We start from the raw sequence: 14,509 nt of genomic DNA on the forward strand, positions 1-14,509 counted from the left end.
GGGCCGCTAGCGGCCTTTCCGGCGTCGCTGCGTAAACCGACAGCGGCCCCCCGCCTTCGCGGGGGCGACGGCTTACTTTGGTCGTTAGCCGAAACCCGCAACGGTCAGACGCTCTTCCCCGAATCCAGCGCATACCCCGCCGACCGCACGGTGCGGATAATATCCGTCGTCCCCGGCAGGTTGATCGCCTTGCGCAGCCGCCGGATATGCACGTCGACCGTGCGCAGTTCGATGTCGCTGTCCTGGCCCCAAACGCTGTCGAGCAATTGCCCGCGTGAAAAGACGCGGCCCGGATGCTCCATGAAATGACGCAGCAGGCGGAATTCGGTTGGCCCCATCGCGACCGTCTGGCCATTGCGAATGACTTTGTGTGCCACCGAATCCAGCTCGATGTCGGCATAGGTCAGCAGCTCGCCCGCCAGCGCGGGGCGCAGGCGGCGGAGCACCGCCGATACGCGCGCAACCAGCTCGCGCGGGCTGAACGGTTTGGTGACATAATCGTCGGCGCCGGTTTCCAGCCCGCGGATGCGGTCTTCTTCCTCGCCGCGCGCAGTCAGCATGATGATCGGGACATTCGCCGACTTTGGGTTGCGGCGCAGGCGGCGGCACACTTCGATCCCCGGCAGGCTTTCGATCATCCAGTCGAGCAGGACGATGTCGGGGACGCGCTCCTCGACCAGCACCAGCGCCTGTTCGCCGTCGGGCGTTTGCCGGACCGAAAAACCCTCGCGTGCGAAATGCCAGACGATGAGTTCGGCGATCGCCTCGTCATCCTCGATCAGCAGCAGGTCGGGTTGCGGCATCAGCCTTGCTCCTGCTCCGCGGCGCCATCTTCGGGCTGCTCGCCGCGCTCGCGCTCCTCCATATGTTCGCCGGTGACGACATAATAGACCATCTCGGCGATGTTGGTCGCATGGTCGCCCATCCGCTCAAGGTTCTTGGCGACGAACAGCAGGTGCGCGCTCTCCGAAATATATTTCGGATTTTCCATCATGAAGGTGACGAGGGTGCGAAAGATGCTGTTGTAGAAATCGTCGACATTCTTGTCGCGCACCGTGACCCGCACCGCGAGTTCGGCGTCGCGCGCCGCAAAGCTGTCGAGTGCGTCGTGGATCAGTTCGGCGACGATCGACGACATCGACATCAGCAGCGGGATCGCCTCGATCGAGCGCGTCTGGTCCATCAGCGCGACGCGTTTGGCGATGTTCTTGGCATAATCGCCGATCCGTTCGACGACCGAGACGATCTTCAGCGCCGCGATCATTTCGCGCAGATCGTCCGCCATCGGCGCCCGGAGAGCGATCGTCTGGACCGCAAGCTGTTCGACTTCGCTTTCCAGCGCGTCGATCTTCTTGTCATCGCGCACGACCTGCGCCGCTAGGTCGAGATCGCCCTTGTGGAGCGCGGTCATCGCCTGGAGCAGCGCCTGTTCGGCGCGGCCGCCCATTTCGCTGATCAGCCCGCGCAGGCGGTTCAGGTCTTCGTCGAAAGCCTTGACGGTGTGATCGTTGACTACTGCCATCGTTCTTGTCCTTTAGCGCCGCAACTTAACCGTAGCGGCCGGTGATATAGTCTTTGGTGCGTTCCTGCTTCGGGTTGGTGAAGATGTCGGTGGTCTTGCCATATTCGACCAGCGTCCCGAGGTGGAAAAAGGCGGTGCGCTGAGACACGCGCGCCGCCTGCTGCATGTTGTGCGTGACGATCACGATCGCGAACTTGCCGCGCAGTTCGTGAATCAGTTCCTCGATCTTCGCCGTCGCGATCGGGTCGAGCGCCGAGCAGGGCTCGTCCATCAGGATGACTTCGGGATCGACCGCGATCGCGCGCGCGATGCACAGGCGTTGCTGCTGCCCGCCCGACAAGGCAGTGCCGCTTTCGAGCAGGCGGTCCTTGACCTCGTCCCACAGCCCGGCGCGGACCAGCGCGCGCTCGACGATGACGTCGAGGTCGGCCTTGCTCGGCGCGAGGCCGTGGATGCGCGGGCCGTAGCCGACATTGTCATAGATCGACTTGGGGAAGGGGTTCGGTTTCTGGAACACCATCCCGACGCGAGCGCGCAGCTGCACCACGTCCATCGACGGCGCGTAAATATCTTCGCCGTCGAGCTCGATCCGGCCCGTCACCTTCGCGCTCGCGACCGTGTCGTTCATGCGGTTCAGCGAGCGCAGGAAAGTCGACTTGCCGCAGCCCGACGGGCCGATGAACGCGGTGACCAGGTCGGTGCCGACATCGATCGACACGTCGTTGATCGCCTGTTTGTCGCCGTAAAAGACGTTGACGCCTTCGGCCCTCATCTTGGGATCGGCGATGGTAAGATCGTCTTGGGTCATAATCACCAGCGTTGTTCGAATTTGTTGCGAAGATAGATCGCAAAGGCGTTCATCGACAGCAGCACGACAAGCAGCACGATGATCGCGGCGGAGGTTTTCTCGACAAAGCCCCGGTCGACTTCGTCCGACCAGAGGAAGATCTGCATCGGCAGCACGGTCGAGGGCGAACAGATACCACTCGGCACGTCGCCGATAAAGGCGCGCATGCCGATCAGCAGCAGCGGCGCGGTTTCGCCCAGCGCGCGCGCCATGCCGATGATCGTGCCGGTCAGGATGCCGGGGAGGGCGAGGGGCAGGACGTGGTGGAACACCACCTGTACCGGGCTTGCACCAACACCCAAAGCGGCGTCGCGGATCGACGGCGGCACCGATTTGATCGCGTTGCGGCTGGCGATCACGATCACCGGCATCGTCATCAACGCCAAGGTCAAACCACCGACGAGCGGGCTCGCCTGGCATATCCCGAACCAGTTGATGAACACCGCGAGCGCGAGCAGGCCAAAGATGATCGACGGCACCGCGGCCAGATTGTTGATCGACACTTCGATCAGGTCGGTCCAGCGGTTCTTCGCCGCATATTCTTCCAGATACAGCGCCGCGAGCACCCCGGTCGGAAACGCGATCAGGAAGGCGATGAAGATCGTCAGCAGCGATCCTTTCAGCGCCCCCCAGATCCCAGCCACCGCCGGATCGGTCGCGTCGGCGCTCTTGAAGAACGGCCAGTGGATGCCCGTCGACAGCTTGCCGTCCTTCTCCAGCGCATCGACCTGCGCCCCCAGCGCGCCCGCCGCGCCGTCCTTTGCCGCCATGTCGACCGCGCTCGCAGTCGGCAGCTCGAACACCGTCTTGCCGTCCAGAAGTGCGGGATCATCCTTGATCGCGCTGCGCACTTCCTTCCACGCATTCTCCGAAATCAGCGCCGATCCGCCGTCGCCCAGCGCCTCGTCGGCGGCAAAGTCGACGATGTCGGCCAAGCCCGCGCTCGCGATCACCTGATCGGCGTCGGCGTCGCTCAGCCGCGCCTTCTCGATCGTCAGCGGCATCGCCTTGAAATCGATCGGTACGGCGACATTGGTATAGGTAAAGCCGCGCGCGCCATTGCCGACCATCACGAACAGCAGGAACGCCAGGAACGCGCCCGACAACAGCACCGCGCCCAGCCCGATGAACTTGAAGCGGCGTTCGGCGGCGTAGCGACCCGCGATGCGTTTCTGCATCGCCGCGCCTTTCCAGTCGGTAGGATTGGTGGGCTTATTCATAAGCTTCGCGATACTTCTTCACGATCCGCAGCGCGGCGATGTTGAGCAGCAGGGTGACGACGAACAGGACCAGCCCCAGCGCAAAGGCGGCGAGCGTCTTGGCGCTGTCGAATTCCTGGTCACCGGTCAGTAGCTTGACGATCTGCGCGGTCACCGTGGTGACGCTGGCAAAGGGGTTCGCGGTCAGGTTCGCCGACAGGCCGGCGGCCATCACGACGATCATCGTCTCGCCGATCGCGCGGCTGACCGCCAGCAGGATGCCGCCCATCACCCCGGGCAAAGCGGCGGGGATCAGCACCTGGCGGATCGTCTCGTTCGGAGTCGCGCCCAGCGCCAGCGATCCGTCGCGCATCGCCTGCGGCACCGCGTTGATGCTGTCGTCGGCCATCGATGACACGAACGGGATGATCATCACCCCCATCACGATGCCCGCCGCCAGCGCGCTTTCGGTCGATGCGTTGGGAATACCCAGCATCACCGCAAATTCGCGCAAAGCAGGCGCCACGGTCAGCGCGGCGAAATAGCCGTACACGACGGTCGGCACCCCGGCCAGAATCTCCAGGATCGGCTTGACCCAGCGGCGCACCACCGGCGCGGCATATTGGGTCAGATACACCGCGGTCATCATCCCGATCGGGATCGCGACGATCATCGCGATGATCGCACCGATCAGCACCGTGCCCCAGAACAAGGGAATGCCGCCGAACGTATCGTCGACCGGCGCCCCGCTTTGCGGCGCCCAGTTGGTCCCGAACAGCAGCTCCATCGGCGACACGAGCTGGAAAAAGCGGATCGATTCGAACAATAGCGACAGCACGATGCCGAACGTCGTCAAAATCGCGACGAGCGACGCCAGCAGCAGGAACGCCATCACCGTGCGCTCGACTCGCGTCCGCGCCCGGAAATCGGGTTTGATCCGCGTGAAGGCGTACAGCCCGCCCGCCAGCGCCAGCGCCAGCATCGCGGCGATGCCGATCCACGCATATTTATACGCCGCATCGGCATAGGGCTGGACCAGCGGCGCCGCTGCGGGCAGCCGCACCGCGTCCTGCTTGCCTAGTGCAACGCTGCGCGCATCGGACAATATCGCGCCGCGCTCGAACCCGAACGAGGGCAGCGACTGCGCCGCCTCGTTGGCCAGAACCTCGTTGGTGATCAGCCCCGGCGACACCGACGACCAGACGGCCAGAAACAGCGCCGCGGGCGCGAACAGCCAAAGCGCGACGTACCAGCCATGATATTGCGGCCGCGAGTGGAGCTTGGTCCCCGCGCGCCCCGCCACCAGGTTCGACCGCTGCCGACCGGCAATCCAGCCGATCAGCGCGAGGCCGGCGATCAGAAGTAACAGGGCGGCGGCGTTGAAGGTCACGTTTCAGTGATTCCCAGTTTTCCGTTTGCATCGAGCGAAGTCGAGATGCGTGTGGCGCAGCGCTCGCGTGTCTCGACTTCGCTCGACACGAACGGGGGTAGGCGGGTCCAAAAAACCGGTGACCGGGGCGGGCCGAAACCCGCCCCGGTCACCAGCGGGGGGAAACTTACTTCAGCTCGGCACCGTTCAGCGCGGTCATGCTGGTCCCGTTCGCCGCCGCGGCGTCCGCGATTGGCTTGGGCGACACGATCAGGCCCTTGCTGTTCAGATACCCGCCGTCGCCCGCACCCTTCAGGAACTCGGCGACAAATTCGGCGAGGCCGGGGACGACGCCGACATGCGCCTTCTTGATATAGATGAACAGCGGGCGGGATCCGGGATAGCTGCCGTCGGCGATCGCGGCATAGGTCGGGGCAACGCTCTGGATCGGTACCGCTTTGATTTTGCCCTCGTTCGCATCGAGATAGCTGAAACCAAAGATGCCGAGGCTGGTCGGGTTCTTGTCGAGCTTCGAGATGATCAAATTATCATTCTCGCCCTGCTCGACATAGAAGGGCGCACCGCGCAGCGCGGTACAGGTCGCTTCATGCTTGTCGGCATCGCTGGCCTTCAGCGCCTTCATTTCGGGGTTCGCGTCGCAACCTGCTCCCAGAATCAGCTCCTTGAACGCGTCGTAAGTGCCGCTGGTCGACGGCGGGCCGAACACCGAAATGGCGACGGCCGGCAGCGCCGGGTTGACGTCTTTCCACGTCTTGGCGGTGTTGGGCTTGCCATAGGGGTTCGCGGCCAGCGCCTTGTACACATCTTCTTCGGTCAGCTTGAAGCCTGGGCCGCGCGTCGCTTCGCCCAGCGCGATGCCGTCGATGCCGATCTGGACTTCGACGATGTCCTTGACGCCATTGGCGACGCAGCTGTCGAATTCCTTCTTCTTGATCCGGCGCGATGCGTTGGCGATGTCGGGGGTGTCGCCGCCGACGCCCGAACAAAAGCGCTCGAAGCCGCCGCCGGTGCCGGTGCTGTCGATCTTCGGCGTCTTGTTGCCCGTCGCTTCGGCGAACTTCTCACCGACCGCGGTGGCAAAGGGATAGACCGTCGACGAACCGACGGCGCTGATATAATCGCGCGCGCCGCCACCCGACGAAGCCTGATCCTGACAGGCGGAAAGCGCCAGCGCGCACACGGCGGCGCCAACGACGCCAAGGGTGCGGGGCGCGAATTTCTGAGCCATGGAAAATCCTGTTGATGGGGGTCGTTACCGAACCAAGCCACCACCCCCGCGGCGACTCGCTGAGCGCCATTTGGGGGTTTTGTGTGACGTGTTTGTGACAGCGAGTGTCATATATGTGTCATCTGGATCGCGGCTCATCTGCCGCGCGTTTCTTTGTCATTCAGTATCGAAAGGAGGCTTGAGAAATTGACGATGGACCAGCGCTCCCGAATCGACAGACTCAATAGAAAATACAGAAAAAAACCTGATATCAGTACAGAAAAGTATCTCGTTAATATGTAGAATGATAGTCCGCCAGCGATATGCAACCAATTCAGGCGTCTCCCCCTCGTGGCTAGTCCTATCGGCATCGACATACTTATATCAAGTCGTCATTATTCTTGGCTAAGTTCGGTTAGACACTCTTATTGTTCGAGATAAGATATGATCCTCATCACCGGCCACGTCATCCTGACCCCCGAGCATCGCGAGCGCATGATCGCGCTCGGCGCCGAGCATAGCGCGCGGTCGCGCGGCGAGGCGGGGTGTCTGGGGCATAACTGCCATATCGATGTCGAGCAGCCCGACCGCCTCGTCTTTGTCGAGGAGTGGGCGGATATGGCCGCGGTGCGCGCCCACTTCGCGGTTCCCGCGTCGGGCGCCTTCGTCGTCGAAATGCGCGCCCTCTCGCCGCAGCCGCCGGTGATGCGGATTTTCTCGGGCGAAGATGTGACGGCGCGGGTGGTGGGGTAAATTCCCCCTCCCGTTTACGTGAGGGGCAGCGAGACTTGCGAGCTTGCTCGCTAGTCGCAGCGGGGAGGGCATGGACGCGCCGTTGCAGGCCCACCCCCGACCCCTCCCGCAAGCGGGAGGGGAGGTAGTCGGCCCGTAACAAAATGCGCTTTCCTACATTTTTCCGCTGTGCCAGCGTGGGGCTGGCTCTTTGACCGGGTGGAAAACAGCGGCCGCGGGGGCGGATGGGGCGCGCGGCTATGGCGTTCGCGCGGCGGGTATCATGGTGCCAGAACGAAATGAGCGGGCTGAGGGGAGTGACAAGTTTGACAAGTTTGGAATAATCTTGCGCCAACGCGGCGGCGCATCGGTCCCCCGATTTCATGCGCGCCCCGCCGCGCGCCCATGCTATCTTTGGGCTTTCGGGGGTGATCGTCGGCGATAAGGTCGACGCGACTCTCTACGCAGGTTGCCGACAAGGCCGCGTTCCGCGGTCCGGGCCGACCGGGAAGGCGTGGCCGCAGGCCGCCGATATGCCGCAGATCAACCTGGGCCGCACCCTTGGGCTGGCGGTGGTGCTCGCGTCCGACGCGCCGCTGCTGCTGCTCGACGAACGGCTGGAGATCGTCGCGGCGAGCGACAGTTTCTGTGCCGCGTTCGGCATCGATCCCGACACCGTCACCGGCCAGTCGATCTATGCGCTCGACAACCAGCAATGGGATTTGCCGCGGCTCCACTCGCTGATCGACGCAACGCTGTCTGGGCAGGCGGACGTCGAGGCGTATGAGATGGAGATCGAAACCAGCGCCGGGTCGACGCGCTGCGTCGTCGTGAAGGCGCAGCGGCTGGACTATGGCGACAGCCAGCAGACGCGGATGCTGGTCACCGTCATCGACGTGACCGACGCGCGGGCGAGTGAAAAGCGGCAGAAAAGCCTGGTCATCGACAACGCCGCGCTGCTCCACGAAATGCAGCACCGCGTCGCCAACAGCCTGCAAATCATCGCCAGCATCCTGATGCAGAGCGCGCGCAAGGTGCAGTCGAAAGAGGCGCGCGGACATCTGAGCGACGCGCATCAACGCGTGATGTCGATCGCGACCCTGCAACGCCACCTCGCGCATTCGGATGGCAGCGCGGTCGAGCTGGAACCCTATCTGGCCCAGCTGTGCGCCAGCATCGGCGCGTCGATGATCTATGACCGCGAGCAGCTGACGCTGACCACCGCGGTCGATCCGGTGTCGGTCGGCGGCGACATGTCGGTCAGCATCGGGCTGGTCGTCACCGAACTGGTGATTAATGCGCTCAAACACGCCTTTCCCGAGGGGCGCCAGGGCCATGTCATCGTCGGCTATGCGGCGCAGGGCAACGACTGGACGCTGTCGGTCAGCGACGACGGCGTCGGCATCCCCGAAACCGGCGCGGATTCGCAGGCCGGCCTCGGCACCCGCATCGTCCAGGCGCTCGCCAAACAGCTCGGCGCCGAAATTACCGTGAAGGATACCGCGCCGGGCACCCGCGTGTCGCTGGTCCACACCAAAGCGATCGCGCGCGAAGTCGCAGCAAACGACCCGGCGGAGGAAACGGCGGTCTAGGGCGGCGTCTCTCGCTTGCGGGATGGCGCGGGGGAGGGCATGGGTCTCCACGCGGGGAAGGCGGCAAGCCCTCCCCAACCTCTCGTTGAGAGGAAGGGTTGAGCCGGGGGGCCTATGAGCGGGTTTGAATTCATCTTTTCGCTGTTCGGGCTGATTCTCGGGCTCGCATTGGCCGAGGGGCTGGGCGGGCTGGCGCGCGCGCTCAAGGCCAGCCACCGCGTCCGTATCGGCTGGCCGACCGCGCTGCTCGGGCTGTTCGTGTCGTGCGACGTCGTCACCTTCTGGATGTACGGCTGGGCGGTGCGCGACGCGCTGCCGCTGAACTGGCCGGTGCTGTTCTGCGGCTTTATCGTCACCGCGATCTATTTTGTCGCCGCGTCGCTCATCTTCCCCGACGATCCGGAAGGGTGGAGCGATCTGGGCGCCCATTTCGACCAGCACCGGCGCAAGGTGATCGGCGGCGTGTTCCTGTGCAATGTCGCCTTGATGGGCGTCGTCATCTGGCTGGGCGGCTTGCCGGCCCCGACCAGCCTGCGCGCCGTCATCATCGCGTGGAGCTTCTTCCCCGTCGCGCTGCTGGCGATCGCGGCCAAGGACCGCCGTGTGGTGGTGGGATGCCTCGTCTGGCTGATCGCGCTCTACCCGCTGTCGGCGGTGTGGCATTAGCTTGGGGGAACCACCCCAAACCCGTTCGTGTCGAGCGAAGTCGAGACACGTGAAGTCGCGCGCGAACTCGGCGTGTCTCGACTTCGCTCGACACGAACGGGAATGAGGGGGCGGCGTTAGGACGAAAAGAAGGCCGACGCCGCTACTTCAACATCGGCGCCAGATACTGCCCCGTAAAGCTCCGCGGGTTCTTCGCGACCTGTTCGGGCGTGCCGCTCGCGACGATCTCGCCGCCCTTCACCCCGCCCTCGGGGCCAAGGTCGAGGATGTAATCGGCCGTCTTGATGACGTCCAGATTATGCTCGATCACGATCACGCTGTTGCCCTGTTCGACCAGCGCCTGCAGCACTTCGAGCAGCTTGCGGACATCCTCGAAATGCAGTCCGGTGGTCGGTTCGTCGAGGATATAGAGCGTCTGCCCGGTCGACCGCCGCGATAATTCCTTGGCCAGCTTCACCCGCTGCGCCTCGCCGCCCGACAGGGTCGTCGCCTGCTGCCCGACCTTGATATAGCCGAGCCCGACGCGCACCAGCATCGCCATCTTCTCGCGGATCGACGGCACCGCCTTGAAGAATTCGGTCGCATCCTCGACCGTCATGTCGAGCACGTCGGCGATGCTGTGGCCCTTGAACTTCACCTCGAGCGTTTCGCGGTTGTAGCGTTTGCCGTGGCACGTCTCGCACGTCACATAGACGTCGGGCAGGAAGTGCATCTCGATCTTGATCAGCCCGTCGCCGGTGCACGTCTCGCACCGCCCGCCCTTGACGTTGAAGCTGAAGCGCCCCGGCTTGTACCCGCGCGCCTGGCTTTCGGGCAGCCCGGCGAACCAGTCGCGGATGATCGTGAACGCGCCGGTGTACGTCGCAGGGTTGCTGCGCGGGGTGCGGCCGATCGGCGACTGGTCGATGTCGATCACCTTGTCGCAATGCTCCAGCCCTTTCAGGCTGTCGTGCGGCCCGGCGATCATCCGCGCGCCGTTCAGCACGCGCGCGGCGCTGGCATAGAGCGTGTCGATGATCAGGCTCGACTTGCCACTGCCCGACAGGCCGGTGACGCAAGTGAAGGTGCCGAGCGGGATTTTCGCGGTGACATTGTTGAGATTGTTGGCGCGCGCGCCCTTGAGCACGAGGTCAAAGCCGTTGCCCTTGCGGCGGTGGTTGGGAATCTCGATGCGCTTGGTGCCGTTGAGATAGGCGGCGGTGAGGCTGTTTTCGTTCGCGAGAACCTGTTCTAGCGTGCCCTCGGCGACGATCGCGCCGCCGTGCAGGCCCGCGCCTGGCCCCATGTCGACAATATAGTCGGCGTGGCGGATCGCATCCTCGTCATGCTCGACGACGATCACCGTGTTGCCAAGGTCGCGGAGGCGCTTGAGCGTCGCGAGCAGGCGGTCGTTGTCGCGCTGGTGGAGGCCGATGCTCGGTTCGTCGAGAACGTACAGGACGCCCGAGAGACCGCTGCCAATCTGCGAGGCCAGCCGGATGCGCTGGCTTTCGCCGCCGCTGAGCGTCCCGCTGGTGCGGTTGAGGTTGATATAATCGAGCCCGACATTGTTCAGGAAGCCAAGCCGCGCGTTGATTTCCTTGAGGATCGCCTTGGCGATCTGCTGCTGCGTGTCGTTCAGCTTCGCGTCGAGGGTGGAGAACCATTCGAGCGCATCGGCGACCGATCGCTGGGCCGACATGCTGATGTCCTCGCCCGCGATCTTCACCGCGAGCGGTTCGGGGCGCAGGCGGGCGCCGTGGCACGTCTCGCACGGCTGCGGCGTCTGATATTTGCTAAGCTCCTCGCGCATCCACGCACTCTCGGTCTGGAGTAGGCGGCGGTTGAGATTGCCGATGACGCCCTCGAAAGCCTTGTGCGTCGTATAGCTGCGCCGCCCGTCCTTGAAGGTCAGCTCGACCGGCTTGCCGCCGCTGCCGTACAGGATCACCAGTTGTACCTCACCCGGCAAATCCTGCCACGGCGTCGTCAGCTCGAAACCATAGGCTTTGCCCAGGCTTTCGAGCACCTGCATGTAATAAGGCGAGGGCGGGTTCGATTTCGCCCACGGCACCACCGCGCCCTTTTTCAGGCTGAGCGCGTGGTTGGGGACGACGAGGTCGGGGTCGAACTCCTGCCGCTCACCAAGCCCGTCGCATGCGGGGCAGGCGCCTTGCGGCGCGTTGAAACTGAACAGCCGCGGTTCGATCTCTGCGATCGTAAAGCCCGAAACGGGGCAGGAAAATTTCTCGGAGAAGATCAGGCGGTTGGCGGGAATGCCCGCGCCCTTCATGGCGCCGCCGCTGTCCTCTTCCGCACGCCCCGGCACCGGGCCGTCGGCGAGGTCGACGTAAGCGAGCCCTTCGGCGAGCTTCAATGCGGTCTCGAAACTGTCGGCGAGCCTTGTGCCGAGGCCTTCGCGCACCGCGATACGGTCGACGACGACTTCGATGTCATGCTTGTATTTCTTGTCGAGCGTCGGCGCCTCGCCGATCTCATAAAATTCGCCGTCGATGCGGACGCGGGTGAAGCCGTCCTTCTGCCACTGCGCGAGTTCCTTCTTATACTCGCCCTTGCGACCGCGTACGACGGGGGCGAGCAGGTAAGCGCGGGTTCCCTCGGGCAGTTCCATGACGCGATCGACCATCTGGCTGACCGTCTGCGCCGCAATCGGTTCGCCGGTGGCGGGCGAATATGGGATACCGACGCGCGCCCACAGCAGGCGCATATAGTCGTAGATTTCGGTCACCGTTGCGACGGTCGAACGCGGGTTGCGCGACGTCGTCTTCTGCTCGATGCTGATCGCCGGCGACAGCCCGTCGATATGCTCGACATCGGGCTTTTGCATCATTTCGAGGAACTGGCGCGCATAGGCGGAGAGCGACTCCACATAGCGTCGCTGCCCCTCGGCATAGATGGTATCGAACGCGAGCGACGATTTGCCGCTGCCCGACAGGCCGGTGATCACCACCAGCGCATCGCGCGGCAGGTCGACGTTCACGCCCTTAAGGTTGTGCTCGCGCGCACCGCGCACGGAGATGTGGGTCAGACTCATGGGAGATGCATGTTCCAGATTTGTTCTTGTGGCGCAAGGGGACGTTTCGGCCCGACTTTGCGCTTTAGATAGGGTGTGGGGACATAAGCCGCAATGCGACAACTTTCCACCAACATCCCAAAGGCTTCGACCAGCGGGCGACACCTTGCTTGACGCCAAGTCGGAGCAGGCCGACAGTCGAGCGAGGGCGTCGATCCGTTTCGGGTTGGCCCGGGGCACTAGGGAGACGGGGAATGAGAAAGGGATTTTTGGGAGCAGCTTCGCTGGCAATCGCCGCTGTCTTGGCAGCGCCAGCGATGGCGCACGACACGGTTGGCCCGGTGTCGCTGACGTCGGCGACGGGCGAAGCCGCGGGCGATGTCGATGAGGCATCTTTGAAAGCGCTTACCTTCGGCAAATGGGGTGTCGACCTCGACGCGCGCGACACGTCGGTCAAGCCGGGCGACGATTTCGATAAATACGCCAATGGGGCCTGGTTCGCCCGCACCGAAATTCCGTCGGATCAGGCGTCGGCGGGGGTCGGATATGACGTCTATAACCTGACCCAGCGCCAGCTTCGCAATGTGGTCGCCAGCGCACCCGCGACGAGCCAGGTCGGCGGGCTCTACCAAAGCTTTATGGATGAAGCGCGGGTCGATGCGCTGGGGGCCAAGCCGTTGATGGCGGACATCGCTGCCGTGGCCGCGATCAAGGACAAAGCCGAAATGGCGCGCTTCATGGGCGCGACGCAGGGGACGTTCGGGTCGACGGTTGTGAGCGGCAGTCCCTATGCGGACACCGCCGATCCCACGGTCAATGTCCTTTGGCTGGGTCAGGCCGGGATCGGGCTTCCCGATCGCGATTATTATCTGACCGACGGTTTCAAGCCGCAGCGCGATGCCTACCGCGCCTATATTGCACGGACGCTTAAGATGGTTGGCAATGCCGATCCCGAGAAAGCGGCCGACGCAATCATGGAGTTCGAAACCGAAATTGCCAAAGTCAGCTGGGCGGTTGCCGACCGCCGCGATGTGGGCAAGGTCAACAATCCGATGTCGTCGGATGAGCTGACGACTTATGCTCCCGGTCTGGATTGGAGCGCGTGGTTTGCCGGCGCTGGCATCGGATCGCAAAAGCGCCTGATCGTCACCGAAAAGACGGCCGTCCGCGATATCGCCGGGCTTTATGCCAAAACGCCGCTCGACACGATCAAGCTGTGGCAGCAGTTCCATGTTGCCGACAATGCGGCGCCCTATCTGTCCAAACCATTCGTCGATAGCCGGTTCGAATATACAAAGGCGCTGAGCGGCGTGTCCGAACTGCGCCCGCGCTGGAAGCGCGGGCTAACCTTGGTCGACGGCAGTCTGGGTGAGCTGGTCGGCGAAACCTATTCCACCCAATATTTCCCGGCGAGCGCGAAAGCGAAGATGGAGGGGCTGGTCGCCAACCTCAAGCTCGCTATGGGCGACCGTATCCGCGCCAACAGCTGGATGGCGCCCGCGACCAAAGACGCGGCGCTGGCGAAGCTGGCGAAGATGGACGTCATGGTCGGCTATCCCGACAAATGGCGCGATTATTCTGCGCTCAAGGTCGATCCGACCGATCTGTACGGCAATGTGAAGCGCAGTTCGGCGTTCGAATATGCCTATGCGCTGGGCGATCTGAACAAGCCGGTCGATCGCAAGAAATGGGCGATGAACCCGCAGGAAGTAAACGCCTATAATGGCGGGCTGGAGAACAAGATCGTTTTCCCGGCGGGCATCTTGCAGGCGCCTTATTTCAGCGAGAGCGTCGACGACGCGGTCAATTATGGCGCGATCGGGGCGGTGATCGGGCACGAGGTCATCCATGGTTTCGACGATCAGGGGCGTAAAATCGACGCCGAGGGCGCGGTGCGCGATTGGTGGACGGCCGAGGACGCGGCAAAGTTCGATGCCGCGGCCAAAGCCTTTGGTGCGCAATATGCGACCTATGAAGCGGCTCCCGGCGCTTTCATCAATCCCGACCTGACGATGGGCGAGAATATCGCCGATCTCGCCGGGCTGGAGGTCGCCTATGACGCCTATCATCGGTCACTCGGCGGCAAGCCTGCCCCGGTGATCGACGGATTGACCGGAGATCAGCGTTTCTTCTTGGCCTTTGCGCAGGCATGGCGCGACAAAGCGCGCGAGGACGCGGTCAAGCAGCAGGTCGCGAGCGACCCGCACAGCCCGGCACGTTGGCGCATCATCGGCCCGGTGCGCAACGTCGATGCCTGGTACAAGGCGTTCAATGTCCAGGCGGGGGCTAAATATTATCTGAAGCCCGAGGAGCGCACCAAAATCTGGTAAGTCCTGAGACC

General features: G+C 63.6%; 11 protein-coding genes. 4 read left to right on the plus strand and 7 right to left on the minus strand.

The window, feature by feature from the left end:
* Positions 1–104: 104 nt before the first annotated feature.
* The 6 genes from phoB to CDQ92_RS11890 form a co-directional block, all read right to left on the minus strand.
* Entirely contained in the window at positions 105–803 is a 699-nt protein-coding gene (gene phoB / locus CDQ92_RS11865) for a phosphate regulon transcriptional regulator PhoB (RefSeq protein ID WP_088441635.1), read from the minus strand.
* Positions 803–1,522 carry a phosphate signaling complex protein PhoU gene (gene phoU, locus CDQ92_RS11870; RefSeq protein ID WP_088441636.1) on the minus strand — a complete coding sequence of 240 codons (720 nt, stop codon included), beginning with the start codon at positions 1,520–1,522 and terminating at the stop codon, positions 803–805. Before phoU ends, phoB begins: the two co-directional genes overlap by 1 nt.
* Before the next feature lie 25 nt (positions 1,523–1,547).
* Entirely contained in the window at positions 1,548–2,330 is a 783-nt protein-coding gene (pstB, locus tag CDQ92_RS11875; protein ID WP_088441637.1) for a phosphate ABC transporter ATP-binding protein PstB, read from the minus strand.
* A gap of 2 nt (positions 2,331–2,332) precedes the next feature.
* On the minus strand, positions 2,333–3,589 hold the full coding sequence (pstA, locus tag CDQ92_RS11880; protein WP_088441638.1) for a phosphate ABC transporter permease PstA: 1,257 nt from the start codon (positions 3,587–3,589) through the stop codon (positions 2,333–2,335).
* Entirely contained in the window at positions 3,582–4,958 is a 1,377-nt protein-coding gene (pstC, locus tag CDQ92_RS11885; protein ID WP_088441639.1) for a phosphate ABC transporter permease subunit PstC, read from the minus strand. Before pstC ends, pstA begins: the two co-directional genes overlap by 8 nt.
* Positions 4,959–5,124: 166 nt before the next feature.
* Positions 5,125–6,186, minus strand: coding sequence for a substrate-binding domain-containing protein (locus CDQ92_RS11890; protein WP_088441640.1), 1,062 nt, complete (start codon positions 6,184–6,186; stop codon positions 5,125–5,127).
* Between the two features lie 423 nt (positions 6,187–6,609).
* On the opposite strand from CDQ92_RS11890, the gene CDQ92_RS11895 reads away from it, so the two are divergent.
* The 3 genes from CDQ92_RS11895 (at position 6,610) to CDQ92_RS11905 (ending at position 9,155) form a co-directional block, all read left to right on the plus strand.
* Positions 6,610–6,918, plus strand: coding sequence for a putative quinol monooxygenase (locus tag CDQ92_RS11895; RefSeq protein ID WP_088441641.1), 309 nt, complete (start codon positions 6,610–6,612; stop codon positions 6,916–6,918).
* Between the two features lie 362 nt (positions 6,919–7,280).
* A complete protein-coding gene (locus CDQ92_RS11900; protein ID WP_229667613.1) occupies positions 7,281–8,489 on the plus strand; it encodes a sensor histidine kinase in 1,209 nt (402 codons plus the stop codon).
* Positions 8,490–8,603: 114 nt separating this feature from the next.
* Complete coding sequence (locus CDQ92_RS11905; RefSeq protein WP_088441642.1) at positions 8,604–9,155, plus strand: hypothetical protein; 552 nt, start codon at positions 8,604–8,606, stop codon at positions 9,153–9,155.
* A gap of 142 nt (positions 9,156–9,297) precedes the next feature.
* Here CDQ92_RS11905 and uvrA read toward each other — a convergent pair whose 3' ends face one another.
* On the minus strand, positions 9,298–12,189 hold the full coding sequence (gene uvrA, locus CDQ92_RS11910; protein WP_088441643.1) for an excinuclease ABC subunit UvrA: 2,892 nt from the start codon (positions 12,187–12,189) through the stop codon (positions 9,298–9,300).
* 233 nt (positions 12,190–12,422) lie between these two features.
* Here uvrA and CDQ92_RS11915 point away from each other — a divergent pair, with 233 nt between their 5' ends.
* Positions 12,423–14,498: a M13 family metallopeptidase gene (locus CDQ92_RS11915; RefSeq protein ID WP_088441644.1), complete on the plus strand. Its 2,076-nt coding sequence runs from the start codon at positions 12,423–12,425 to the stop codon at positions 14,496–14,498.
* Positions 14,499–14,509: the final 11 nt, after the last annotated feature.

It is taken from the genome of Sphingopyxis bauzanensis (assembly GCF_002205675.1).
In the GTDB taxonomy this organism is placed as follows: Bacteria; Pseudomonadota; Alphaproteobacteria; order Sphingomonadales; family Sphingomonadaceae; genus Sphingopyxis; species Sphingopyxis bauzanensis.

Coding starts and splice junctions, on each gene's coding strand:
- phoU (WP_088441636.1), bottom strand. CDS start 1,522: ATGGCAGTAGTCAACGATCACACCGTCAAGGCTTTCGACGAAGACCTG.
- pstB (WP_088441637.1), bottom strand. CDS start 2,330: ATGACCCAAGACGATCTTACCATCGCCGATCCCAAGATGAGGGCCGAA.
- phoB (WP_088441635.1), bottom strand. CDS start 803: ATGCCGCAACCCGACCTGCTGCTGATCGAGGATGACGAGGCGATCGCC.
- CDQ92_RS11900 (WP_229667613.1), top strand. CDS start 7,281: ATGCGCGCCCCGCCGCGCGCCCATGCTATCTTTGGGCTTTCGGGGGTG.
- CDQ92_RS11890 (WP_088441640.1), bottom strand. CDS start 6,186: ATGGCTCAGAAATTCGCGCCCCGCACCCTTGGCGTCGTTGGCGCCGCC.
- uvrA (WP_088441643.1), bottom strand. CDS start 12,189: ATGAGTCTGACCCACATCTCCGTGCGCGGTGCGCGCGAGCACAACCTT.
- pstA (WP_088441638.1), bottom strand. CDS start 3,589: ATGAATAAGCCCACCAATCCTACCGACTGGAAAGGCGCGGCGATGCAG.
- CDQ92_RS11895 (WP_088441641.1), top strand. CDS start 6,610: ATGATCCTCATCACCGGCCACGTCATCCTGACCCCCGAGCATCGCGAG.
- CDQ92_RS11905 (WP_088441642.1), top strand. CDS start 8,604: ATGAGCGGGTTTGAATTCATCTTTTCGCTGTTCGGGCTGATTCTCGGG.
- CDQ92_RS11915 (WP_088441644.1), top strand. CDS start 12,423: ATGAGAAAGGGATTTTTGGGAGCAGCTTCGCTGGCAATCGCCGCTGTC.